18 protein-coding genes and 1 riboswitch are annotated in these 23,685 nt (G+C 74.2%); of the genes, 7 read left to right on the top strand and 11 right to left on the bottom strand.

Annotated features, from left to right (window positions below):
- The first annotated feature begins 106 nt into the window (after nucleotides 1-106).
- Complete coding sequence (gene rarD / locus ACY1JF_RS00690; protein WP_462702978.1) at nucleotides 107-1,099, top strand: EamA family transporter RarD; 993 nt, start codon at nucleotides 107-109, stop codon at nucleotides 1,097-1,099.
- A 234-nt stretch (nucleotides 1,100-1,333) separates the two neighbouring features.
- Here the strand turns inward: rarD and ACY1JF_RS00685 are convergent, their stop codons facing one another.
- The gene (locus tag ACY1JF_RS00685) at nucleotides 1,334-2,608 is read right to left on the bottom strand and encodes a tetratricopeptide repeat protein (protein ID WP_462702977.1); all 1,275 of its coding nucleotides are present in this window, start codon (nucleotides 2,606-2,608) and stop codon (nucleotides 1,334-1,336) included.
- A gap of 217 nt (nucleotides 2,609-2,825) precedes the next feature.
- On the opposite strand from ACY1JF_RS00685, the gene ACY1JF_RS00680 reads away from it, so the two are divergent.
- Together ACY1JF_RS00680 and ACY1JF_RS00675 are read left to right on the top strand one after the other, a co-directional pair.
- A complete protein-coding gene (locus tag ACY1JF_RS00680; RefSeq protein ID WP_462702976.1) occupies nucleotides 2,826-3,329 on the top strand; it encodes a DUF6668 family protein in 504 nt (167 codons plus the stop codon).
- A gap of 176 nt (nucleotides 3,330-3,505) precedes the next feature.
- Nucleotides 3,506-4,618 carry an amidase family protein gene (locus ACY1JF_RS00675; protein ID WP_462702975.1) on the top strand — a complete coding sequence of 371 codons (1,113 nt, stop codon included), beginning with the start codon at nucleotides 3,506-3,508 and terminating at the stop codon, nucleotides 4,616-4,618.
- Here the strand turns inward: ACY1JF_RS00675 and ACY1JF_RS00670 are convergent.
- The 4 genes from ACY1JF_RS00670 to ACY1JF_RS00655 all read right to left on the bottom strand — a co-directional run bounded on the left by ACY1JF_RS00670 (nucleotide 4,608) and on the right by ACY1JF_RS00655 (nucleotide 9,168).
- On the bottom strand, nucleotides 4,608-5,603 hold the full coding sequence (locus ACY1JF_RS00670) for an ABC transporter permease (protein ID WP_462702974.1): 996 nt from the start codon (nucleotides 5,601-5,603) through the stop codon (nucleotides 4,608-4,610). The genes ACY1JF_RS00675 and ACY1JF_RS00670 overlap by 11 nt on opposite strands.
- Nucleotides 5,590-6,522: an ABC transporter ATP-binding protein gene (locus tag ACY1JF_RS00665; RefSeq protein ID WP_462703178.1), complete on the bottom strand. Its 933-nt coding sequence runs from the start codon at nucleotides 6,520-6,522 to the stop codon at nucleotides 5,590-5,592. Before ACY1JF_RS00665 ends, ACY1JF_RS00670 begins: the two co-directional genes overlap by 14 nt.
- Before the next feature lie 144 nt (nucleotides 6,523-6,666).
- Nucleotides 6,667-7,926, bottom strand: a complete 1,260-nt coding sequence (locus ACY1JF_RS00660) for a LolA family protein (protein WP_462702973.1) — start codon at nucleotides 7,924-7,926, stop codon at nucleotides 6,667-6,669.
- A 231-nt stretch (nucleotides 7,927-8,157) separates the two neighbouring features.
- Nucleotides 8,158-9,168 carry a polyprenyl synthetase family protein gene (locus ACY1JF_RS00655; RefSeq protein WP_462702972.1) on the bottom strand — a complete coding sequence of 337 codons (1,011 nt, stop codon included), beginning with the start codon at nucleotides 9,166-9,168 and terminating at the stop codon, nucleotides 8,158-8,160.
- Nucleotides 9,169-10,111: 943 nt separating this feature from the next.
- A riboswitch (cyclic di-AMP (ydaO/yuaA leader) is annotated at nucleotides 10,112-10,300 on the top strand.
- Nucleotides 10,301-10,304: 4 nt separating this feature from the next.
- On the opposite strand from ACY1JF_RS00655, the gene ACY1JF_RS00650 reads away from it, so the two are divergent.
- The gene (locus ACY1JF_RS00650; protein ID WP_462702971.1) at nucleotides 10,305-10,826 is read left to right on the top strand and encodes a transglycosylase SLT domain-containing protein; all 522 of its coding nucleotides are present in this window, start codon (nucleotides 10,305-10,307) and stop codon (nucleotides 10,824-10,826) included.
- A gap of 25 nt (nucleotides 10,827-10,851) precedes the next feature.
- Here the strand turns inward: ACY1JF_RS00650 and ACY1JF_RS00645 are convergent, their stop codons facing one another.
- On the bottom strand, nucleotides 10,852-11,655 hold the full coding sequence (locus ACY1JF_RS00645) for an HAD family hydrolase (RefSeq protein ID WP_462702970.1): 804 nt from the start codon (nucleotides 11,653-11,655) through the stop codon (nucleotides 10,852-10,854).
- Between the two features lie 230 nt (nucleotides 11,656-11,885).
- Between ACY1JF_RS00645 and ACY1JF_RS00640 the strand changes: the two genes are divergently transcribed.
- The 3 genes from ACY1JF_RS00640 to ACY1JF_RS00630 all read left to right on the top strand — a co-directional run bounded on the left by ACY1JF_RS00640 (nucleotide 11,886) and on the right by ACY1JF_RS00630 (nucleotide 15,495).
- Complete coding sequence (locus tag ACY1JF_RS00640; RefSeq protein ID WP_462702969.1) at nucleotides 11,886-12,950, top strand: GNAT family N-acetyltransferase; 1,065 nt, start codon at nucleotides 11,886-11,888, stop codon at nucleotides 12,948-12,950.
- A 36-nt stretch (nucleotides 12,951-12,986) separates the two neighbouring features.
- Entirely contained in the window at nucleotides 12,987-14,417 is a 1,431-nt protein-coding gene (locus ACY1JF_RS00635; RefSeq protein WP_462702968.1) for a glycosyltransferase family 2 protein, read from the top strand.
- Nucleotides 14,418-14,739: 322 nt separating this feature from the next.
- Entirely contained in the window at nucleotides 14,740-15,495 is a 756-nt protein-coding gene (locus tag ACY1JF_RS00630) for a polysaccharide deacetylase family protein (protein ID WP_462702967.1), read from the top strand.
- An 18-nt stretch (nucleotides 15,496-15,513) separates the two neighbouring features.
- Here ACY1JF_RS00630 and ACY1JF_RS00625 read toward each other — a convergent pair whose 3' ends face one another.
- The 5 genes from ACY1JF_RS00625 to ACY1JF_RS00605 form a co-directional block, all read right to left on the bottom strand.
- A complete protein-coding gene (locus ACY1JF_RS00625) occupies nucleotides 15,514-16,539 on the bottom strand; it encodes a glycoside hydrolase family 26 protein (RefSeq protein WP_462702966.1) in 1,026 nt (341 codons plus the stop codon).
- A gap of 230 nt (nucleotides 16,540-16,769) precedes the next feature.
- Entirely contained in the window at nucleotides 16,770-17,216 is a 447-nt protein-coding gene (locus ACY1JF_RS00620) for a hypothetical protein (RefSeq protein ID WP_462702965.1), read from the bottom strand.
- A gap of 4 nt (nucleotides 17,217-17,220) precedes the next feature.
- Nucleotides 17,221-19,470 carry an immunoglobulin domain-containing family protein gene (locus ACY1JF_RS00615; RefSeq protein ID WP_462702964.1) on the bottom strand — a complete coding sequence of 750 codons (2,250 nt, stop codon included), beginning with the start codon at nucleotides 19,468-19,470 and terminating at the stop codon, nucleotides 17,221-17,223.
- A 191-nt stretch (nucleotides 19,471-19,661) separates the two neighbouring features.
- Nucleotides 19,662-22,235, bottom strand: a complete 2,574-nt coding sequence (locus tag ACY1JF_RS00610; protein WP_462702963.1) for a lipopolysaccharide biosynthesis protein — start codon at nucleotides 22,233-22,235, stop codon at nucleotides 19,662-19,664.
- The gene (locus tag ACY1JF_RS00605) at nucleotides 22,228-23,490 is read right to left on the bottom strand and encodes a DegT/DnrJ/EryC1/StrS family aminotransferase (protein ID WP_462702962.1); all 1,263 of its coding nucleotides are present in this window, start codon (nucleotides 23,488-23,490) and stop codon (nucleotides 22,228-22,230) included. Before ACY1JF_RS00605 ends, ACY1JF_RS00610 begins: the two co-directional genes overlap by 8 nt.
- Between the last annotated feature and the right edge of the window lie 195 nt (nucleotides 23,491-23,685).

The raw sequence follows: 23,685 nt of genomic DNA, 5'->3' as shown, positions 1-23,685 counted from the left end.
CGGCACACCGCCGCCTGTCATGACCGTATGCCGATACGGGCATGACAGGCGGCGGTGTGCGGCGCTACCGTCGTGCAGGCGGCCAGCGCGCGAGAGGGAGGTGCCCATGACCGGGACGTCGAAGGGCGAGCAACGGATAGGCCTGGTGAACGGCTTCGCGGCCTACGGGATGTGGGGCCTGGTCCCCCTCTTCTGGCCGCTGCTCAAGCCCGCCGGGGCCGGGGAGATCCTCGCCCACCGCATGGTCTGGTCCCTCCTCTTCGTCGCCGTCGCGCTGCTCTTCGTGCGGCGTTGGGCCTGGGCGGGCGAACTGCTGCGCCAGCCGCGCAAGCTCGGTCTGGTCACCGTCGCCGCCGCGGTCATCACCGTCAACTGGGGCGTCTACATCTGGGCCGTCAACAGCGGTCATGTCGTCGAGGCGTCCCTCGGCTACTTCATCAACCCGCTGGTCACCATCGCCATCGGCGTGCTGCTGCTCAAGGAGCGGCTGCGGCCCGTGCAGTGGGCGGCCGTCGCCACCGGCCTCGCGGCCGTCGTCGTCCTCACCGTCGGCTACGGCCGACCGCCGTGGATCTCCCTGTGCCTCGCCTTCTCCTTCGCCACGTACGGTCTGGTGAAGAAGAAGGTCAATCTCGGCGGTGTCGAGTCGCTGGCCGCCGAGACGGCGATCCAGTTCCTGCCCGCGCTGGGCTACCTGGTGTGGCTGAGCGCGCGCGGGGACTCCACCTTCGCCACCGAGGGCGCCGGGCACGCCGCGCTGCTCGCCGCGACCGGCCTGGTCACCGCGCTGCCGCTGGTCTGCTTCGGCGCCGCCGCGATCCGCGTCCCGCTGTCCACGCTGGGCCTGCTCCAGTACCTGGCGCCGGTCTTCCAGTTCCTGCTCGGCATCCTCTACTTCCACGAGGAGATGCCGCCCGAGCGCTGGGCCGGCTTCGGCCTGGTGTGGGTGGCGCTCGTGCTGCTCACCTGGAACGCGCTGCGCACCGCGCGCCGCAACGCCCGCACGCTGAGGGCCGGGGCCGGGGCGGTGGCGGCCGGGGCGACGCGGGCGGGGGCGTCCCGGACGCCCGCGCAGGACGCCCGCCGCCAGACCGTATGACCCGCGCATGACTCCTGCGTGGCCCGTGCGCGACTCGTACATGGCCCGTGCGCGGCCCGTGCGCGGCTCATACATGGCCCGTGCGCGGCCCGTGCGCGGCTCATACATGGCCCGTGCGCGGCCCGTGCGCGGCTCATACATGGCCCGTGCGCGGCCCGTGCATGACCCGACACATGACCCGGACGAGTGACCGCCCGCCGGGCCGGCCGGCCTGGCCGCCGTGCCCGGCGGGGCCTACCCGGCCAGGGTCCGGGCGCGTTCGGTGAGGCGGCCCATGCGGGCCCGGGCGGACTCCAGTTCCTCTATGTCGTCGGCGGCCGGGCCCTCCTCGACGGCGAGCGCGGTCCACAGGCCGATCAGCTCGTGCCCCAGCTCCAGCCCGAGCGCGGGGTCGCGGACGGCACGCCAGGCGGTGGCCGCGCTGCGCACGGTGCCGTAGGCGGTCTCCGCGTCGCCCGCGCGGTGGTGGGCCCGGGCCACGTCCAGCGCCGTGCGCAGGGCGCGGACCGGGTCGCCGGACAGGTAGGCGATGTAGGCGGCCAGTTCGCGCAGCCGGAGGACCTCGGGGTGGTCGGCGCCCAGCGTGCCGGTCGCCTCCGTCACGGCCTGCTCGGCCAGGTGCGCCGCCTCCCGCGTCCGTCCCTCCCGGACGGCCTCGTTGACGCGGGCCGTGGGCTCCGCGAGCACGGCGGGGGCGGTGCTGTCGCCGGGCGCGGTGATCGGTCCGTCCCCGAGCACGGCCTCGGCGACGGCGTCGAAGCCGCGGGCGGGGGCCGGCTGGGTGCCGGCGGCCAGGTCGGCCTCGGTGACCAGGCCGGCGCCGCGCCCGAGGGGGAGGCCGGGGTCCGGGGGCGCGGGGGGCGTCGCCGTCACGGGGAGGGGCGCGGGCGTCGCGCGGGTCCCCGATGCCTCCTCCGGCGCCGCCGGTCCGTCCATCCGCGGGGGCGGGCCGAACTCCCCGGTCGGCGGCGCGACGGTCCCCGGGGCCGCGGCGGCCCCCTGGGCCGGCCCGGCCTGCGGCGGCGTCCGCGGCCGGAACGCCGGGGAGGGGCCATCCGCCGGGCCCGGCGCCGGGGGCCCGGCCGGGTGGGCGGGCCGTTCGCGCGCGGGGCGGCCGGCGTCCGACGGCGGGTCGGTGCGGGCGGGCTCGCCCATGAGGTGGCTGGAGCCGTCCGGATCGACGCGCAGCGGGACGACGTAGCCGATGCGCTCGTCGTGGACCGTGGCGAGGACCGGCCGGCCCGCGGCGCGCGCGAGGCCCTGGAGCCGGTTGAGCACGGTCTGCTGGAACTCCTCGCCCGGGACCTCGGCGACGCGAACACCGCCGACCGTCCCGGCCCCGGCGCCCGGCACCCGCACGTCGATCGGCGCCGCGGGGGCCGCCGGGGTCGTGGGGACCGCGGGGGTCGTCGGAGCCGCCGGGGCCGCCGGGACCGTCGGAGCCGCCGAGGCCGCCGGGTGCCCGACGCGCTGGTGGTCCCGCTTCTTGTCGCGGCTGAGTCGTGCCATCGTCCCCTCACTCATGGACGGGTTCCGTGTGCGGCCGTGCCGGTGGTTTCCCTCCCCGTGCCGTCCGGAGCCGTTCGAATACCTACTGTTGAGTTTCTCCGCTCGCTCGCGGTCCTCACGTCACCACGCTGTCACAGGCTCGTTCCAGGAGGTGGCGGCCGGACCGGCGGGGCGCTCCGGGCCGCGGGGCGGGGCGTGACGAGGGAGGAGCACGGGCATGCGCACCAGCATGCGGCAAGGACCGGAGATCTGGATCCGCGGGCCGGTGCCCGCGCCGGGACCGGTGCCGTCGTCCACCACGACGGCCCGCACCTTACGGCACCACTCCTGGGTCGGCGCCCACGGCGGCGCCGGCGTCACCACCCTCGCCCAGGTCTACGGCGGCCACGCCTGCGGCCGGAACTGGCCCGGTCCCGCCGATCCGCCGTCCGTGCTGCTGGTCGCCCGGACCCACGCGGCGGGACTGGCGTCCGCCGTCCGCGCGCTGGACGCGTTCCGCCGCGGGGAGGCGCCGCCGGGGCTCGGCCTCGCCGCCGTCGTCCTGGTGGCGGACGCGCCGGGACGGCTGCCCCGCCCCCTCGTCCAGCGGGTGAGACCGCTCGAAGCCGCCGTCGACGTCCACCGCGTCCCCTGGGTCCCCGCCTGGCGGCTGGGCGACCTCGGCGGCTCCCCGCCACGCGGCACCGAGGCGCTGGCCCGGCTGACCGGGGCGGAACACTGACGGCCGCCGGCCCGTCGTCCGTTCCCGGCCGTCCAGGGCCGGACCGTCGTCCGCCCGTACCGGCCGGCGGGGAACGGACGGCGGGCGACCGGCCGGTACGCCACCCCCGGGCGGGCCGCGCCGGGCCGGACGCCGGGGAGATCGCCGGGGCGGTCCGGTCGGGACGGCTGCGGGCCGTGGACGCCGTGGCTCAGGCGCTCGGCCGGATCGCGGACGCCGACGGCTCGCTCGGCGCGTTCCTGGAGGTCTGGGAGGAGGCCGCGCTGCGGCGGGCCGCCGAGGTGGACGCGCGGACCGCGGCGGGCGCGCGGCTGCCGCTGGCGGGCGTGCCGATCGCCGTGAAGGGCCGGCGCGGGCTGCGTACGGCGGGACCGCTGCTCGCCGCGGGATGTGTCGCCGTGGGCGCGACGTCGGTGCCGGGCCCCGGCACCGGCTGGCAGACCTGGGGGGTCGGGGCCCATGGCCGGCGTACCGTCAACCCGTGGCGGGCCGACCGTACGCCGGGCGGCTCCTCGGCCGGGGCGGCGGCGGCCGTGGCGACCGGGCTGGTGCCGCTGGCGACCGGTGGCGACGGGGCCGGGTCGGTCCGCATCCCCGCCGCGTGGTGCGGCGTACTGGGCCTGAAGCTGACCGGCGGCGCGGACCGTACGCGGCTGACGGCCCCCGGCGTCCTCACCCGGTCGGCGGCGGACGCGGCGGCCTACTGGCGTGCCATGGCGCCAAACGCCCCGGAACCGGACGCCCGGGAACCGGACGCCCCGGAACCGGAAGCGGTGGCTCCCGCGCTGCCCGTGCCCGCCGTCTGGTCCGCCGACCTGGGGTTCGCCGCTCCCGACGACGAGCCCGTCGCCCTGGCCCGGGCCGCGGTGGACCGCCTGGTCGCCGCGGGCGCCGTACGGCTCGTACGGCCCCGGCGTCCGCTTCGGCTGCTGGACCCGGGGCCCGCCTGGCTGGCCCTGCGCACTCCGGGCGCCGACCTGGCGGACGCGCACCGGACGCGGGCCGAGAACGACCGCCGGCTGGCCCGGCTCTTCCGCACCGCCCCGCTGCTGCTGACGCCGACGGCCCCGACCGCGCCGCACGGCCACGAGGGCCCGGGCGACCGCTACTCGACGGCACTGACCTGGGCGTTCAACCTCAGCGGCCATCCGGCGCTCAGTCTTCCGGCGGGCTTCGGCACCGACGGCTGTCCGGCCGGGCTGCAGGTGGTGGCACCGCACGGCGCGGAGGCGCTGCTGCTCGCGGTGGCCGCGCGTCACTCCTCTGCGGCCACCGGCGTCAGGCCGTGACGTCCTTCGCGGTGAAGCGCGCCCAGGCGGCCGAGCCGAACACGGCGGCGTACAGCGCCTGGAGGCCGAGGTTCTTCACCAGGTCGTCCCAGTAGACCGGTTCGCGCAGCAGGTCGGCGAAGGACAGCCAGTGGTGGGAGAAGAAGTACGGCTGGAGGGCGGCCAGCTGCGGGATCTGGTCGAGGATCTGAACGGTGATCAGCAGCCCGACGGTCGCCGCCATCGCCGCGACGCCGCTGCCGGTCAGCGTCGAGACGAACAGGCCGAGCGCGGCCACGCCGACCAGCGAGGCGGCGACGGCCAGGGCGATCAGCAGGGCCCGGCCGAGGCCCTCGGCGAGGGAGATCCGCGTTCCGGAGATGGTCGTCACGTCCCCGAGCGGGAACAGCAGGGCACCGACCGCGAGCGCCGAGACGGCGACCACCAGCGTGGCGGCCAGGCAGAAGACCAGCACGGTCGCGTACTTGGTGAGCAGCAGGCGGGTGCGGCCGGCCGGGGCGACCAGCAGGTAGCGCAGGGTGCCGGCGCTCGCCTCGCCCGCGATCGCGTCGCCGGCGACGACGCCGACCGCCATCGGCAGGAAGAAGGGCAGGGTGGCGGCGAGCGCGGTGAAGACCAGGAACAGTCCGTTGTGGGTGACCTGCGAGATGAACGCCGGCCCCGCGCCGCCCCCGCCGCCGGCCGCGCCGCCCTCGTCGCCCGTCTCGATCCTCACGGCGATGCCGACCAGCACCGGCACGGCGGCCAGCACCGCCAGCAGGGCGAGGGTGCGCCAGCGCCGGAAGGTGATCAGCACCTCGCTGCGCAGCAGTCCGAGGCTCCACAGGACGCGCGGCGAGGGCACCGTCGGTGAGACGGCCGCTGGGCCGGCCGGTGTGGCCGTCGGTGCGTCCGCCGGGGGGCCGGCGGGTGCGTCCGCCGGGGAGCCGGCGGGTGCGTCCGCCGGGGGGTCGGCCGGTGTGGCGCTCGTCTCAGCCCGCGACATCGAAACCCTCCCCGGTCAGTGCCACGAACGCGTCCTCCAGGGAGGCGCGCTCCAGTCCGAAGCCGCGCACCCGGACCCCGGCAGCCACCAGCGCGGCGTTCACCTCGGCCAGGTCGCGCTCCGGCGGCTCCGCCGTCACCCGGTCCTCGGCGACCACCACGTCGGCGGCCCCCTGTTCCTTCAGTACCCGGGCCGCGTCCGCCGCGTCCGGCGTGGTCACCACCAGCCGCCCGCGCGCCCCGGCCGCCAGGTCGGCGACCGGCCCCTGGGTGAGCAGACGGCCCCGGTTCATCACGGCGACGTGCGTGCAGACCTGTTCGATCTCGTCCAGCAGGTGGGAGGAGAGGAAGACGGTCGTGCCGTCCGAGGCCAGTTCGCGCACGAGGACGCGGATCTCCCGCATGCCCTGCGGGTCCAGCCCGTTGGTGGGCTCGTCCAGGACGAGCAGACGGCGCGGCTGGAGCAGCGCCGCGGCGATGCCGAGCCGCTGCTTCATGCCCAGCGAGTACGCCTTGGCCTTCTTGCCGGCGGCGGCCGTGAGGCCGACCCGGTCCAGCGCCACCGCCACCCGCTCGCGCCGGGTGCGCGGATCGGCGGCCGGGTCGGCGGCGTCGTAGCGCAGCAGGTTGTCGCGGCCGGAGAGGAAGCCGTACAGGGCCGGGCCCTCGATGAGGGCACCGACCAGGGGCAGTACGGCGCGGGCGGCGCGCGGCATGGGCCGGCCGAGGACCCGGGCGGTGCCCGAGGTGGGTTCGATCAGGCCCATCAGCATGCGGATGGTGGTGGTCTTGCCGGAGCCGTTGGGGCCGAGGAAGCCGAAGACGCTGCCCGTCGGGACGGTCAGGTCCAGGCCGTCCACGGCGGGCCGGCCGCCGCGGTAGCGCTTGGTGAGCCCGCGGGTGGCGATGACGGCGTCCATCGGCTCCCTCACTTCGTCCACGGCTGTGCACCACTCCTCAGGACCCCGGCTCCTCAGCCACTCAGGCCCCTCACAGGCCCCTCCGCGCCTCAGGACGCTCACAGGCCCCTCAGCGTCTCAAGCCCCTCGGCCCCCCTCAGGCGCTCACCGGCCCGCGTCGGCCGCCTCGACCAGCGCGTCCTTGGTGACGGCGCCCACGTAGACCGTGCCGTCGTCGGTGATCAGGGCGTTGACCAGACGGGTGCTGAACACCGTGCCCGAGCCGAACCCGCCCTTGACCTGGTCGCCGAGCGAGTCCAGGAAGCCGCCGAGGTCGCCGCCGGCGTCACCGGTGGGCAGGCCGCCCCGGGCGCCGGTGTCGAAGGTGGCGATCGCGTTCCAGCCCTCGCCGATGACCTTCAGGCCGTCGAGGCCTCCGGCGAGGCCCTCCTCGGACTTCCACTCCTTGCCGGAACCGGAACCGGACCCGGCGGCTCCGGAACCAGACCCGGACCCGGAGGCCGGCGCCTCCTCGATCGCGTCGCCCTCCGTGACCTTCGCGCCCTCGGGCGGCGTGAAGTCGAACGTCGACGCGGCCGGCTCGGCGAAGCTGACCCTGGTGAAGCCGGCGTCCACGACCGCCGAGCCGCCGCCCGCGGGGCTGAGCGTGAACTTCAGCGGCACCCCCGTCTTTGCGTCCACGGCCACGCTGATCGAGCCGACCGTGGAACCCTCCTGCTTCGGCTCGATCACCAGGCGGTACGCGTCCCGGCCGGCCACCTGCGCGGTGCCGTCGACGGTCACGGAGGTGGTGTCGTCGACCGCCTTCAGGACCTGCGCGGCCATGTCGCCGGGGGTGGCCGGCAGCTCCTCGCGCCGTTGGCCGGTCCCGGCCCGGTCGCCGGTGACGGTGGAGTGGTAGACCTCGCCGGACTTGCTGTCGTAGCCCCAGACGTCCTCGCCGTCGTGGATCAGGCTGTACTCGGCCGCGTCCTGGAGCAGCGACACCTTCTGCCGGTCGGGACCGTCCACCGCGACGCGCAGGGTGTGGGTGCCGGAGGCCAGCTCGGTCAGCTTCGTGGCCGGGTCGGCGGAAGAACCGCCGTCCGCGGACCCGGAGGCCGGGCCCGCGCCGTTCAGCAGGCCGCTCTCCAGACCCCCGAGGTCCGGCAGGCCGAGGTCGGTGCTGATCTTCACCGTGCCGGACAACCGCTGCGCGTCCGACGCGGCCACCTTCTCCAGGAGTCGCTGCGCCGTGATGTCGGGAAGGTCGGGGTCCCCGGAGTCGGCGAGCGCGGGGACCAGCCCGATCGTCGCCGCCGCGACGCCCACCACCGTGACCGGGACGACGTACCGCGTGGCCCTGCGCCGTCCCGTCCCGCGCTCCTCGGTCTCGGATCCGGATCCGGATTCGTACGGTGTCATGTGCCCTACCTCCGTCGTAGGCGGCGGCTGTCCGCGGCCTCGCACCAGTCCACCCTGAGCCGCCATTCTCACCCGAATCGGTGAGGATGTGTTGTTTTCCGTGATGACCATCTGACCAAATCGGCCATCGGGAAGCGTCAGACCGCAGGCTCAACTCCGCCTACTGCCGCGGGATGACACGCGTACGCGGAGGGCTCCCCCAGCCGTAGGGGAAGCGGAGTCCGGAGGGGCTCAGCCGGCCCGGTGCACCACCGCGTCGCACAGCTCCACCAGCGCGGTCTTCGCCTCGCACGCGCGCAGCGGGGCCAGGGCCGCGCGGGCCTCCTCGGCGTGGCGGACGGTGTCCCGCCGAGCCTGCTCCAGGGCCGGGTGGGCGCGCAGCAGGCGCAGCGCCTCGGCGTGCCGGGCGTCGTCGGTCAGGTCGGAGGCGAGCAGCTCGCACAGGGCGAGGTCCTCGGCGAGCCCCAGCCGGGCGGCGCGCTCGCGCAGCCTCAGGACCGGGAGGGTGGCGATGCCCTCGCGCAGGTCGGTGCCGGGCGTCTTGCCGGACTCGGTGGAGTCGGAGGCGATGTCCAGCACGTCGTCGGCGAGCTGGAAGGCGACGCCGAGCCGCTCGCCGTACTGGGTGAGGACGTCCACGGCCCTCTCGTCGGCGCCGGACATCATCGCGCCGAACCGGCAGGCGACCGCCACCAGCGAGCCGGTCTTGCCGCCCAGCACGTCCAGGTAGTGGTCGACCGGGTCCCGGCCGTCCTGCGGGCCCGCGGTCTCCAGGATCTGGCCGGTGACCAGCCGCTCGAACGCCAGGGCCTGTACCCGGACCGCCTCCGGACCGAGGTCGGCGAGGATCTGCGAGGCCCGGGCGAAGAGGAAGTCGCCGGTCAGCACCGCGACGGAGTTGTCCCAGCGGGTGTTGGCGCTGGGCACCCCGCGCCGTACCGCGGCCTCGTCCATCACGTCGTCGTGGTACAGCGTGGCGAGGTGGGTCAGCTCCACGACCACGGCCGAGGGCACCACCCCGGGGGCGTAGGGGTCACCGAACTGGGCCGCGAGCATCACCAGCAGCGGCCGGAACCGCTTGCCGCCCGCCCGCACCAGATGCTGGGCGGCCTCCGTGATGAAGGGCACCTCGCTCTTGGTTGCCTCCAGCAGTCCTTCCTCGACTGCCGCCATTCCGGCCTGGACATCGGCTTCCAGAGCCTGGTCCCGCACGCTCAGCCCGAACGGCCCGACGACGGTCACGAGGGGTCTCCTGTCTGCTGGTGTCTACTCGCGGCTACACGGCTGGTCGATAGGTCGCTGCCATCACTCAAGTCAGCGTATCCGGTCACGTTTCGATCACCGATAGCGCCCACCGTTGCAGGACGGCCGGTATCAGATCATGAACTGCATGTTCTTGATCAGGTGATATGAGTGGACATAGATCGACTTCATGGAGCGTTCGGGACGCGCCGGTGCCGCGATTCCGCCCGCACCCCTCGGGGACCCACCGAGCCTTTGGGAACCCCCGAAGCTCCTTGAGGATCCCCGAAGCTCCTTGAGGGCCCCCGAAGACCTTTGGGAACCCCTGATCCCAAGAGGCCGCCCGAAAGGCTCCCCGGGCCCCAGCGGCGCCCCGTCAGGCTCCCCGGAGCCCCGCACCCCACCAGACCCCGACATCCCGCCGGCCCCAGCCCCCGTCACAGTCCCCGGGGTCCCAGAGGACCCCGCCGGGCCCCGGCGCCGATCCGCAAGACCCCGTCGAGGGTCCGCCGGGAGCCCATCGAAGATCCCACCACTCCCCCCGACACCGCGCGCCCCGGGAACGTCACCCATTCGATCCACGGACCCCCGTCCCCGCCCCCGGGCGGGCCAGGGGCGGGCCCGGGGGCACTCGCGCCGACGACCCCAGCCGCCCTCGGTCAATAAAAACCGAGTTGGCGCTATTGCCTGATTTACCCCACTTGCCGGCGCCAGTGAGTTGACTCACGCCGCCGCCCGGCCGCGCGCGGCTGCCCGCACGCCCCGCATCCCTTTGCGCCACAAGCCAGTTGACCCTTGGCACCCGCAAAGGATCAAGTACCCCAAATGCCCCAGAACAAGATCAATATGCACGTCAGGTGATTCCCGCACTTGTTCCGGACATGTGCTGTCGCATACGTTCCCGGCCTGTCGAGCGGACGCCGAATCCTGCCACCGCCCGACGCACACCCATCCGACTCATTCACGGCAGGAGCGGGGGACCCAGGTAGGTCGCCGCGCCGGTCACCGGACGTCACCCGACGTCACCGGAGGACCGGAGCGGCTCGGGGTGAAGCCGGGCCCGACAGGGCACGGCCGGGCACCTCCCCGCCCGAACCCGACAGCTCACCTCGCAGGCGTATGGAGAGGAACGCACCATGCCCGCCAAGGCCCTCCGGCACGCCGCCGGCGCCAGCCGCCTCGTCCGCAAGCTCGCCCTCGCCGGTGCCGGCGCCGCCGTGCTGGCGCTGCCGATCGCCGGCGCCGCCGGCGCGTCCGCCGCCCCGGCCGCCACCCCCGCCGTCGCCGACTCGGCCACGGCGACCACCACGGCCGCCCTGACCGCGGCCAGCGGCTACAGCAACACCCTCGACGGCTGGATCCGCCAGTCGCTCGACATCATGGCCGAGAAGGGCATCCCGGGCACGTACGACGGCATCTACCGCAACATCATGCGGGAGTCGTCCGGCAACCAGTTCGCCATCAACAACTGGGACATCAACGCCATCAACGGCACCCCGTCCAAGGGCCTGCTCCAGGTGATCAAGCCGACGTTCGACGCCTACCACGTCGAAGGCACCTCCTGGGACATGTACGACCCGGTCGCCAACATCACCGCCGCCTGCAACTACGCGGCCGCCCGGTACGGCTCCATGGACAACGTCTACAGCGCCTACTGAGCCCCGCCGGGGCCCGGAACACGCCTCAGCTGAACAGCCGTTCGAGGACGACGGCCACGCCGTCGTCCTCGTTCGACAGGGTGATCTCGTCGGCCACCGCCCGCAGTTCCGGATGGGCGCCGGCCATGGCGACGCCGTGGGCCGCCCACCGGAACATCGGGATGTCGTTGGGCATGTCCCCGAAGGCGACCGTCCGCCGCGGGCTCAGCCCCAGCTGCTCCGCCGCCAGCTCCAGACCGGTCGCCTTGGTCACGCCGTACGGCTGGAGCTCGACCGTCCCCGGCCCCGACATCGTGACCGTCGCCAGCGACCCGACCACCGCGCGGGCCGTCGCCGCCAGCTCGTCGTCGGACAGGCGGGGGTGGCGCAGCAGCACCTTGCTGATGGGCTCCGCCCACAGGTCGTCGCGCCGGCCGACCCGCACCGCGGGCAGCGTGGGGTGCGGCATCAGGTACCCGGGCTCGATCAGCGTGAGCCCCTCCACCCCGTCCTGGTCGACGGCGGCGTACACCTCCCCCACCTCGGCCTCGATCTTGCCGAGCGCGGTCTCGGCCAGCTCCCGGTCCAGGGTGACCGACCACAGCAGCCGGTCCGCGGCGGCGTCGTACACCTGCGCGCCCTGGCCGCACACCGCGAGCCCCCCGCAGCCGAGGCCGCCGAGGAGCGCGCGCACTCTCGGCGCCGGACGCCCCGTCACCACCAGGTGGTGCGCGCCGGCCCCGGTCACCCGTGCGAGCGCGGCGAGCGACCGCTCGGAGACGGTGTCGTCGCCGCGCAGCAGCGTTCCGTCCAGATCGGTGGCGACGAGGGCGTATGCGGTGGGGTCCATGATCAGAGAATACGGACACCGCGCGCCCTCGACTCACCGTCGTCGGGCGCGCGCACTCGACGCCGATGTCCGGAACCTGACGCATCACCGGCTAAAGGCGGTTGAAGCGCTGTGCACCGGTTGGCAGCAACATGCTCCGCTCTCTACCGCTCCGAGGGACCCCAGGGGTACTTTCCTTCTGTCCAGGGGGACTTGATCGGGGGGTCGGGTTGAGCAGCGGACGCATTCGTGTGCTGAGGCCGGAGGAACTGGGCGAGGGGGAACGGGAGCACTGGCGGGAGCTGCGCGCCAAGTCGCACGCCCCCCGCAACCCCTTCATGGAACCGGAGTTCACCCAGGCCGTGGGCCAAGTCCGCCCGACGGCGCGGGTGGCGGTGGTGTACGAGGGCGGCGAGAGCGCCGGTTTCCTGCCGTACGAGCGCGGACCGCTGGGGCAGGGACGCGCCATCGGTCTGGGGGTGTCGGACTGTCAAGGGGCGGTATGGCGCCAGGGGCCGCTCCCCGACACCCGGCGGCTGCTGCGCGCCTGCGCGCTGTCGAGCTTCGCCTTCGACAACCTGGAGGCGGGCCAGGGGCTGTTCACGCCGTACGCCGCCGCGCGGTACGCCTCGCACGTCATCGACGTCGCGAACGGCTACGAGGCGTACGAGACCGCGCTGCGCTCCCGGTCGCCGAAGTTCCTCAAGACCACCCTGGCCAAGGAGCGCAGGCTCGGCCGCCAGGTCGGGGACGTGCGGTTCGTGTTCGACGAGCGGGAACCGGCCGCGCTGCGCGCGCTCATGGCGTGGAAGTCGGCGCAGTACCGCAGGACCGGGCGCCGCGACCGGTTCGCGCGGCGGTGGATCACCGGACTCGTCGGCCGGCTCGCCGCCACCCGCGCCCCGGAGTGCACCGGCACGCTCTCCGTCCTCTACGCCGGCGGCCGGCCGGTCGCCGCCCACTTCGGGCTGCGCTCCTCGACCGTCCTGGCCTGCTGGTTCCCGGCGTACGACATGGCCGCCGCGAAGTACTCGCCGGGGCTGGTACTGCATCTGCGGATGGCCGAGGCAGCCGCCGCCGAGGGCATCGGCCTGCTGGACATGGGACGGGGCGCGGCCGAGTACAAGGAGTCGCTGAAGACGGGTGAACTGTCCCTCTACGAGGGCGCGGTGACGCGCTGGGGGGCGGGCGCCGCTCTGTACTGGCTCGGTCGTGAGCCCGCGCGCCGGGCGCACGGCTTCGTGCGCGACCGGCCGCGGCTCGCCTCGCTCGCGGCCCGGACGCTGAAGGGCGCGGCGCGGCTGCGTCGCACGTGAGGACGGTCGATCGCGGACGATCCAGGGGGGATGCGCATGTTCGGGGCAGCGCGTGCACGACGGGAGACGGAACGGGAGATACGGGAGTTCCTGGGCATCGGACCGGTGCAGGTGGCCGAGCTGGAACTCGGGGACGGCGGGGAGGGGGCCTCGCTCAGACCGGGGCCGGGCAGTCCGCCCGTGGTCCCGGGCGAGGTGTTCGTCCTGGTCCGGCGGGCGGGACGGCCGGTGGGCACGATGGTCGGACGGGTGCCGGAGGGCGCCGACGCGGTGTCCGTGCTGACGGGGCTCGTCCGGGACGGCCTGGCGGGCCCGGCAGCGGCGGCGGGGGCTGCATCGGCGACGGGGGCTGTATCGGCGGCGGGAACTGCACCGGCGACGGGGACTGCACCGGCGGCGGGAGCTGTGCCGGCGGTGGGGCCGGGGGCCGTGCCGCCGTCCGCGAGTGTCGTGGTCGCCACCCGGGAACGGGCCGGTCAGCTGGCCCGCGCCCTCGACTCGCTGCTCGCCCAGGACCACCCGGACTTCGAGGTCGTCGTCGTGGACAACGCGCCGGTGACCGACGAGACCCGGGACCTGGTGGAGCGCAAGTACGGCGAACGGGTGCGGTACGTGCGCGAACCGGTGCCCGGGCTCGCGACCGCGCACAACCGTGGGCTCGACGCCGTACGCGGCGAGGTGACCGCCTTCACCGATGACGACGTGGTCGCCGACCCGCGCTGGCTGGCCGAGCTGACCGCGCCCTTCGCCGCCGACCCGGGGCTCGGCTGCGCCACCGGCCTGATCCTGCCCGCGCGGCTGCGCACCCCCGCCCAGGTGCTCCTGGAGAGCCACGGCGGCTTCGCCAAGGGCTTCACCCCACGGACGTACGACCCCGCCGACCCGCCCGCCGACGAACCGCTGTTCCCGTTCACCGCCGGACGGTTCGGCTCCGGCGCCGGCATGGCCTTCCGTACCTCGGTGCTGCGCGAGGTCGGCGGCTTCGACCCGGCCACCGGCGCGGGCACCCACGCCCGGGGCGGCGACGACCTCTACGGCTTCGTCCGCGTCCTGGCCCACGGATACCGGCTGCACTACACCCCGACGGCCCTGGTCTGGCACCACCACCGGGAGACCTGGCGAGATCTGGAGACCCAGGCGTTCGGCTACGGGGCCGGGCTGACCGCGTATCTCACGGCCGTCCTCGTCAACCGACCGGGACTGCTGCCGGCCTTCCTCGCCCGGCTGCCGGGCGGACTGGCCCATGCGCGGGCCTTGACGGCCGTACGGGACGAGGAGGGCGGTGGCGGGGAGGCGGGGGCGCGGGTCCCGGGCGGGCACGACGCCCGTACCCATCCCTGGCCGCGGCGTCTGTCGCGCCTCCAGCGCCGGGGCATGCTGTACGGCCCCCTCGGCTATCTGCGGGCCCGGCGCGCTCTGCGCACGGCCGGACCGGAGTCACCCCGAGCCGCGGTGGCCGGGGCGTGAGGACAACAGGGAGGCGCTGGTCATGACAGGAGAGCCCGCGAGAACCACCGGGGAGGAAACGGGCGGGGGCACGGAAGGCACGGGGACAGCGGAGCGCGAGGGAGCCACGGGGGGAACGGGGGGAACGGGGGGCTCGGGAAAAGCAGAGGGCGCGGGGGAAACAGGGGGCTCGGGAAAAGCAGAGGACACGGAACAGGCGGGGGACACGGAACAGGCAGAGGACGCGGAGCAGGCGGGCTTCCCGGAGCAGGCAGGGGGCGCAGGGAAGGCGGGGGGCACCGGGCCCCGTCGGTACATCCCCGTCTTCCTCTACCACGCGGTCATGGACGACCCGCCCGACTGGATAGCGGAATTCACGGTCACCCCACGTCAGTTCGCCGCCCACCTGGACGCGATCGCCGACAGCGGCCGTACCCCCCTGACGATCAGCGCGCTCGCCGACCACTTCGCCGGACGGGCCCCGCTGCCGCCCCGCCCGGTCCTGCTGACCTTCGACGACGGCTTCGCCGACCTGCCCGGTCCGACCGCCGAGACACTGGCCGGGCGTGGCCTGGCCGCCACCGCCTACCTCACCACCGGTGCCATCGCGGCCGGCGGACGCAGCCTGCTGCCGCCCGCCCCGATGATGACCCTGGACCAGGCGGCCGGCCTGGAGGACCACGGCATGGAGATCGGCAGTCACACCGTCACCCACGCCCAGCTGGACACCCTCTCCACCAGGGCCCTGACGGTCGAGCTCCGCTCCTCCAAGGCCGTGCTGGAGGACGCCCTGGGCCACCCGGTCCGCCACCTGGCCTATCCGCACGGCTACAACAGCGCCAAGGTGCGGTCCCTGTCGGCCCGCGCCGGCTACGAGACGGCGACGGCGGTGCGGCACGCGCTCAGCTCCGACCGCGACGAGCGCTACCGCATCGCCCGCCTCATCGTCCGGCGCACCCACACCGTCGCCGACGTCCAGGGCTGGCTGGCCGGGCGGGGCGTACGCGTCGCGCCCTACCGCGACAGCCCCAGGACGGTCGCCTGGCGGTGGTACCGGCGGGGCCGCGCGCTGCTGCGCGGCCCCCGGTTCGCGGGGTGAACGTCCGCAGGGGTCTGGTCACTTGAGCGGTTGGTTGAGATACGGGTCGGCGACCGCCTCGCGCAGGCTGCGCCAGGCCGCGTCGCCGGCCACCGAGAGGTCGCAGTGCGGTCCCGGGTCCCGGTAGTTCCACTGGAGCGCGGCCTTGACCCCGTCCAGGCCCTTGAGGACCCGGGGCACCTGTGTGTACCACTGGGCCTGCCGGTCCGGCCGGTCCGGGTCGGACGCGCTGCCGAACTCCGACAGCATCAGCGGCTTGTCGTCGGAGATGTGCGTCCGTATCCAGTCGTGCGTGGCCTTCTGCGTCCGGGCGAAGCTCAGCCACTCCGTCTTGTGGCAGAGGTAGTAGTTGTACTGGTTGTAGCCGATCCAGTCGACGTACTCGTCGCCCGGGTACAGCCGCTCGAACAGGCCGGCGTGGTTCAGGTAGCCGGTGATTACCCACGTCCACACCACGTTGTCCACGCCGAGGTCGCGGAAGCGGTCATGGATGTGCCGGTAGGCACGGACGTAGTCCTCCGGGCTGCCGCTGGCCGGGGTGCGGGTGTCCATCTCCAGGTCGAAGGAGAGGAACACCTTCTTGCCGGTGCGCTCCCCGTACTCCTTGATCCGCGCCGCCTGGACGTCGATGACGGAGTCGTCCAGCTCGCCGCCGGCTATCTGCTTCCACGTGGGCTGCTGCCGCTTCGTGCCGCCCCACCACTTGCTCTCCCAGGACAGCAGCAGCATCCGCTCCTCGCCGACGCGCTGCTCCTGCTCGGTCAGCAGCTGGCCCTCCAGCCTGGTGTCCGTGACGGCGGACATGTCGTGGTACGTGTACACGATGTCGAGCTTGCGGCCGGCCTTCTCCTCGTAGGCGCGCACCTTCTCGGCGAGGTCCGACTTGTCGTGCGGCACGAAGGCGCCGAACCAGGCGCCGCAGGGCGGTTCGAGCAGTTCGGTCGGGCGGCACCTCCCATCCTGGCCGGGCGGGCTCGTCCCGGCGCCGCCGTCCGGTCCGGCGGCGTCACGCAGGGCGAGAACCGCCAGCAGGGCCGCGCACACGACGGTGACGGAGGTCAGCAGGAGACGACGCCTCGGGCGCCGGGGTGAGGGGGACCGACGGGGCCAGTGGGATGCGAGGGGCTGGCGGGATCGGCGGGACTGGTCGGTCTGGGAGGACTGGTCGCTCTGCGGGGACTGATCAGTCTGGGGGGACTGATCGGGCTCGGGAGCCTGGGGGGGTTCAGAAGACTGGTCGGACTCAGGAGACTGGTGGGGCTGGCGGGGCGCGGTCACAGAGCGGAACCCTTCCGTGTCCTCGGTGGCGTCCCCGGGGTCGTGACCGGGGACGCCCGCAGGCGCGGGCAGAACGCGGCGAGCGTGGTCAGCAGGGTGAGGATCAGCAGGACACGCTCCCCGCTGAAGGCGTGCGTGGCGATCAGCACCGTCGAGACGAGGATGCCGACGCAGAAGCTCAGCAGCACGGCCAGCATCAGCCGTTCCAGCAGGTCGGAGTGGTGGTCGAAGTCGTCGGTCCGGCGGTCGACGGGGCCCTCTGCGGGGCGGGACCGCAGCGCGGGGCCGCAGATCCGGACCAGTGCCGCGCCCGGACCGGAGGCCAGGAAGAGCGCCACCGCCGCACCGCGCGGCGGTGAACCGCCGGGCAGCGCGAGCGCGGCCAGGGCCAGCCAGCCCCCGAACGCGGGCAGCATGCGGATCACGAGGTCCTGCGGTGTCATCGGCTCACTCCCCCGTCGGCCCGTCCGGTTCCAGGACGTAGACCGTCCCGGCGCCGTTCTCCGCCACCAGCTGGAATCGCGGTGAGGCGGCCACCGACCGGCGTATGCGGTCCAGTTGGCCGCCGTCGAGCTGGCCGTTCATCTCCGAGTTGGCCACCTGCCCCTGGGTGAGCAGCAGATAGGCGCGGGCGGGCGGTTTTACGGCGCTCATGTCCCGGGCCAGGGTGGTGGCCGGGTCGCGCAGGATCCGGTCGACGTGGCTGCGGCCGTCGTCGAGGAACCAGTAGTGGCCGACGCTCCAGTACGAGTCGTAGGCGAGCGGGTAGTTCCGGTTGGCGGCGACCACGAGCGACCCTTCAGGTGCCTGGTCGAACAGCTTGCGTATCAGCGCCACCTCCTGCGGCGGGAAGTAGTTGATCCGGTCCTTGCCGGAGTAGGCCGGCACGAAGGCGAGCGTCCCGGCGAGCAGGGCGACCAGCGGGACCCACGCCCCGTACCTGAGGTCGGGCAGCAGCCGCCGGCGCCGGGCGGTGACCGCGGGCCGCCCGGCCGCCTCGCGCGCGGCGAGGTCGGCGGCCAGGGTGCGCACCTTGGGCAGCAGCGCGGCCCCGGCGAAGAAGGCCGCGCCGGGCAGCATGAACATCAGCACTCGGAAGATCATTTCGCTGCCGTAGCTGCTGGCCACGAACATGGGCAGCGGGGCCGCGGCGATCAGCAGCAGGGGCAGTGCCCGGTACCGCAGCACCGGCTGGCGCAGCACGCCGAGCACCGCGAGCAGCAGGACCGAGCCCGACAGCAGACGGGCGGCCCAGGAAGTGGCGATCGCTCCGGTGCCGGTGGGGGTGGCGCCGTACCCGGTCTCCACGTTGGCGCCGACGTCGCCCACCGAGCGGATCATGTCCGGCATCGCGGCGGACAGGAAGGGCAGCGCCGCCGTGAGGCACCAGGCCAGGAAGATGACGACGGTGGTGACCGTCGGCACCCAGTCGCGGTAGCGGCGGGCGAGGCACAGCGCCAGCAGGGAGACGACCAGCATGCCGGGCGTCAGCTGGTGCGAGACGACGATCGTCGTGACCAGCACGGTCAGCAGCACCGTCCAGACCACCGGCCGCTGCCGGTCGCGACCGCCGCGCCGGCCGCCGTACCGGCGCAGGACGACGGCCAGCACTCCCATGTGCAGCGCGAAGGCGACGGACTGCGGGGAGAAGTAGTCCTGACCCACCCAGTTGGCCACGTAGAAGAACCAGACCGAGGTCCAGATCAGCCGTCGGTCGGTGGTGAAGGTGCGGTAGATCAACAGCAGCGGGAGCAGCAGCATCAGGCTGGAGACCAGGGGCCACCACGCCATGTACATCGCGGTGTTGTCCACGCCGAGCAGCCGCACCAGCGCGGCCTGGGCGGCGAAGAAGCCCGGCCACTGGTCGTAGACGGCCATGTCACCCAGTTGCTCCTCGGTGCCCAGACCGCCGGAGGTCAGCAGGTGGTCGACGACCGCGTCGTGCTTCCACGCCCAGGCGTACAGCGGGGTCGGATAGACCAGGGCTTGAGTGGCCCGCTCCATCAGCAGCAGCCCGACGACGTACGCGAACGACCAGCCCTGCGGGCGCCTCGGGTCACGGACGGTGAACCAGAAACCGGCCGTGAGCACGGCGAGGCCCGCCCAGAAGGCCGGGTGCACCGCGCTGACCAGACCGAAGTCGTCGAGGTGGGAGACATCGGTGTGGCCGATCGCGTACGCCCACAGGGCGAGCGCCACCAGCGGGGGCAGGGCCGGCCAGAACCCGGCACCGCGGTACCGGGACCCCCAGGCGGGTGAGAGACCGGAAAGGCCGGAGAGACCGGAGAGACCGGATGGATCGGTCACGGGGTCGGCGGTGGAGTCCGGTGGCTCCTGGGCGGCGCGGGAGCGGCGGCGCGTGGTTCGCGTGGTGCCCCGCAACCGCGCGCCCGCCTGCCGCCGCGCCCCCTGGGGCCGGGTGTACGCGTCTCCCGGCGGGCGGGCGGACATGTCTTCAGCGCTGCGGTCCGCCGGCTCCTGGGAGGCGGGCGTCGCGGTCACCTCGACCGCTTCGACCCCTCGGAGCGCCTCGGGAACGTCGGCGTCATCGAGGGCTTCCGCGGCGCCCGGTTCCTCGGCCACGTCAGCCACCGGGGCGGCACCGGGCTTCTCGGCCGCCTCGTCCGTCACGACCGCCTCGGCGCTCCCGGTTGGTGCGTCCGGTGCCGCCTCCGCGGTCTCTCCCCGTGGGGTCACTGTCTCCGGCTTCTCCACCGGCTCCGACTCCACCGGTGTCCCGGACGTGTCCGCCCCATCCGGGGACGGCCTGTCCGGAGACGACGTGTCCGGGGTCTCCGGTGCGGGCACGGGCTCCGGTGCGGATCTCTCCCGTGGAGTGGTTGGCGGACGCACGACGTTCCCCCCTGGCGGTTCGGTTCTGTGCTCGATCAGTCCCTGGATCTGTCGTTCGGTCTGGAACGGTGCGGGGGCTCGGACGTCGGGGCCGGTCGGCGTGGTGACAGCACCGGGACGAACAGGACGAGCAGAGCGAGCAGCAGGGTGAGGGGCGGCGCGACCGGCGCGAGCGCCTGCCGCCACACCCAGCCGCCCACCGCGGCGAGATACAGAACCCCCCAGCGTCCCGGCCACGGCAGCCGGTCCCCCGCGTACGCGAGCAGCAGCCACAGCGGCACGAGGCACAGCAGTTGCAGAACGGGCGGTGCCCAGCGCAGCAGCGGCTCGGGGCCGTCGAGCCCCAACGCGTCCGCGAGGAATCCGGCCGTCTTCGTGTAGAACGTCCCGCCCACCGGCTGAGGTTCCCGGCCGAGGGCGACAGGTGCCGCGTACAAGGCGATCACGGCGCTGCCCAGGGCGGCCCCGGGGAGCCGCCAGTCGAGGCGGGCGCTCAGGGTCACGGAGGCCACGAACACGACCAGCAGCACCCCGCCCGCGACGAGCGCGGCCAAGGGCAGCTCCTCCAGCAGCTCACGGCCGGTCAGCGCCGTCCGGGAGAGCCCCTCCAGCCAGGGCAGTCCGCGCAGTGCCGTCCAGAAGACCGCGGTGGCGACGCCGAGCACCGCCCACAGGCCGATCCACAGCCGCCTTTCCCACGCCTCTTCCCTGACGGACCGGGCGGGCCCGACCGACCGGGCGGACCCGATGGGCCAGGCGGACCCGATGGGCCGGGCGGACCCTACGGACCGCACGGACCCGATGCCCTGCGTTCCCCAAAAGCCCGGGGAGTCCCCGGCCCTCGGGGAGTCCTCGGCCCTGATGCCCTCGTCGTCCGTGCCGTCCGGCCCATCCATCCCGTCCGGCCCGTCCGGCCCATCCGTGCCGTCCGGTCCGTCCCCGGCCTCCGTGCCCTCCGTGCCCTCCGTGCCGGGCGGACCTCCGGACGGTCCGCCCCCCGCACCGTCCGAAGGCGGCCGGACGATCACGGCGAGCGGGTCCGCCTCCAACGCCTCCCGCTCGTAACCGGGCCGCCCGATGAAGAGGGTGACGGTGTCCTCCCACCCCTCCCCCTCCCTCCCGCCGGCCGGATCGGCCGCGTACGCGGCCCTGCGGGCCCAGCTCGTGCCGTACCCGGCCGTGGCGTTCAACCGGGCCCAGCGCGTGCCGTAGGGGGGCGTGCCGGGTGCCGTCCGCTTCCGGCCGCCGCCCGTCGCCTTCCCGTCGCCGGGTCCGCCGCCCGGGCCCCGGCCGGGGACAGCGCCGCCGCGCAGCACCGCGCGCAGGCCGGGCACGCACCCGACGGCGACCAGCGTCATCCCCAGCAACACCGCCCAGCCGGCGCCCGCGATCCCGGCCGGGGTGAACAGCACGGTCGCGCTGCCCAGTACGAGGGCGCACATGGCACCCTGGACGGCGGCGAGCGCGCCGGTCCGGCCCTGGACCCGCAGCACCCCTATGTACAGCTCCACCACGATCCGCGGCAGCGCGCCGAGGGCGAGCAGCCGCAGCACCGCGGAGCCGTGCTCGGCGTAGTCGTCGTCGAACGGGGCGAGGATCTGCGGCGCGAAGGCCACCAGGAACACCACGACCGGCACCAGCAGCAGCGTCATGCGGCGCAGCGCCCCGCGGACGCCGTCGGCGAGGCGGCGCGGGTCGTGCGAGGCGTGCGCGGTGAGCGAGGAGGCCATGTTGATGGCCATGAACTCCATCGTGCCGCCGACGGTGTACGCCACGTAGAAGTAGCCGTTCTCCGCGGCGGTGAAGCGGACGGCGACCATCACCGGCAATAGGTTGATCATGGCCAGGCTGAACAGCGCGCCCAGCGAGTCCCCCGCCAGGAAGCGGCCCATCTCACGGTAGGCGGGCGGTTCCAGGTCACGGTCGGCGGCGGCCTGGCGCGGTATCAGCTTCCGGAAGATCAGCCAGCCGAGGGGCAGTGTGGAGAAGGCGATCGCCACGGCCCACGAGACGAAGATGCCGAGCACCGGCAGGACGGAGGCGAAGACGGTGAGCAGGACCAGCTTCCCGACCGAGAACACCGCGTTGCCGACCGGTACCCACTCGGCCTTGCGCAGTCCGGTCAACACCCCGTCCTGGAGGGTGAGCAGCGCCCAGGCCACACACGCGGCGACGAACAGCGTCCCCGCCACGGGAGTGCCCAGCGGCGCGTACGAGTCACCCCACCGGTCGAGGGTGAGCAGGAAGACGCCGGCCGCCAGCGCGACGACCACCGAACTGGCCGCGTAGGTACGCCGGACCAGCGCCCCCGTCGCCCGTCCGGCACGCGGCACGAAGCGGACGACGGCGCCGATCATCGTCGTCGCCGTGATGCTGGCGAGCAGCCGCATCGCCGCGATCGCGGCGGAGCCCCGGCCGACGGCCTCCTCGGTGTAGTACCGGGCGGACACCAGCCAGAACCCCAGTCCGAGTACGGCGGACACGCCGGTGCTGAGCATGAGGAAGTAGGCGTTCTTGAACAGTGAGTCGGAGCCGTGCGCCCCCTCGGACGGCTGGTCGCCGCCGTCCGTCCGTGCCTCGGCCGTCTCCCGCACCTGCGCCTCAGCCACGGAACGGCCCCGGCCCTTGTGCCGACGGCCCCGGCCCCTCCGGTAAAAATCCCGGCGCTTCCGGTAACGGCCCCGGCGCTTCCGCTGGAAGCCCTCGGCTGCCGAGGCCCTCGGGCGGCTCGGCCGGCCGGACGCCGGACGCCTCCAGGACCTCGATGGCCTCCCGCGCGCGCAGCGGATCCACGGGCAGCGCGTGCCGCGCGAACCAGCGCGCCGCCTCGGGCGCGGGCGAGGGGTCGGTGAACTCCGCACCGGCGTAGTCGTCCAGAGGCGGGTCGTAGAGGTACCCGACGACCATGCCCCGCCGCGCCAGGGCCGCCGCCGCCTCGTCCCGGTCCGCCACCAGCAGCGGCACCCGGAACAACGGCTGCACCGCGCCGCCCGTCCCCCTGCGCCCGGCGTGTGCCCAGCGCGTCGACAGCAGCAGCTCCGTCCCCGCACGGCAGCCGGCGAGCACGTCGTCCAGCCGGTCGAGTCCGCGGCCGACGCGGGCGAGCCGGAACCGGCCGGATCTCAGCCGGTAGTCGTGCATGTCGACGCGGACCCAGGTCTCGTGCGCGTCCAGGTCAGGCGCGACGGCGACCGCGCGGGCCAGCGCCTCGCGCCGCAGCGGCATCCGGATCTCCTCACGCTCGGCCATGCCCAGTACCCGCAGCGTCGCCCAGGCCGCCCGCCGCAGCCGCAGCCCCCGCACGGCCGCCTCCGCGTACGGCCGTACCGCGTAGGCGAGCTCGGCCGTCACCCGGCGCGGCGCCAGCAGCTCCTCGCACGCCTCCTCCAGCACGTCCCGCACGCCCGGATCGGCGACCGCGAGGATTCCCCCGGCGTGTGCCCCGACGTGCTTGGACAGGCTGAAGACGGAGGCGTCGCCCCAGGTCCCGACCGGCCGGCCGGCCACCTCGCTGCCGATGGCGTGCGCCGCGTCCTCGAACAGCGGAATGCCCAACGCGTCGCACCGCGCCCGCAGCCCGGGGGCCGGGTCCGGGTTGCCGTACAGGTTCGTGGTCAGCACGGCGGACAGGGAGCCCCACGTCTCCTCGGGCACGGCGTCGAGGTCGATGGACGCGTCCCACGGGTTCAGCGGCGCCTGCACCGGACGCAGTCCGGCCGCCAGGACGACGAAGAAGATTACGTCGTCGTTGACCGGCGACATCAGCACCCGGCCACCCGGCCTGCACCAGTGCCGCAGCGCCGCGTACAGGCCGAGCCGGCACGACGGTACGTACACGCATTCCCGGCCGAGTCTGTCGCGCATGGTCCGCACCGGCCCTTCCGGCCTGGCATGCGACGACACCGAACCCGGACCGGCCTCCCCAATGGCCATCCGCTCCCCCTGATGTGCCGTCGGAACGCCCCCTCCCCGAGGCCTTCCGGCACCCGCCCAGAGTCTCCCCGTTCGCACCGCTCCGTCAAGATTGCGGATCGGCCTGTGGACAACCTCCCGCACACA

The organism is Streptomyces sp. SYSU D01066-1 (assembly GCF_054956795.1).
This window is presented reverse-complemented; position numbering and strand designations above follow the sequence as displayed.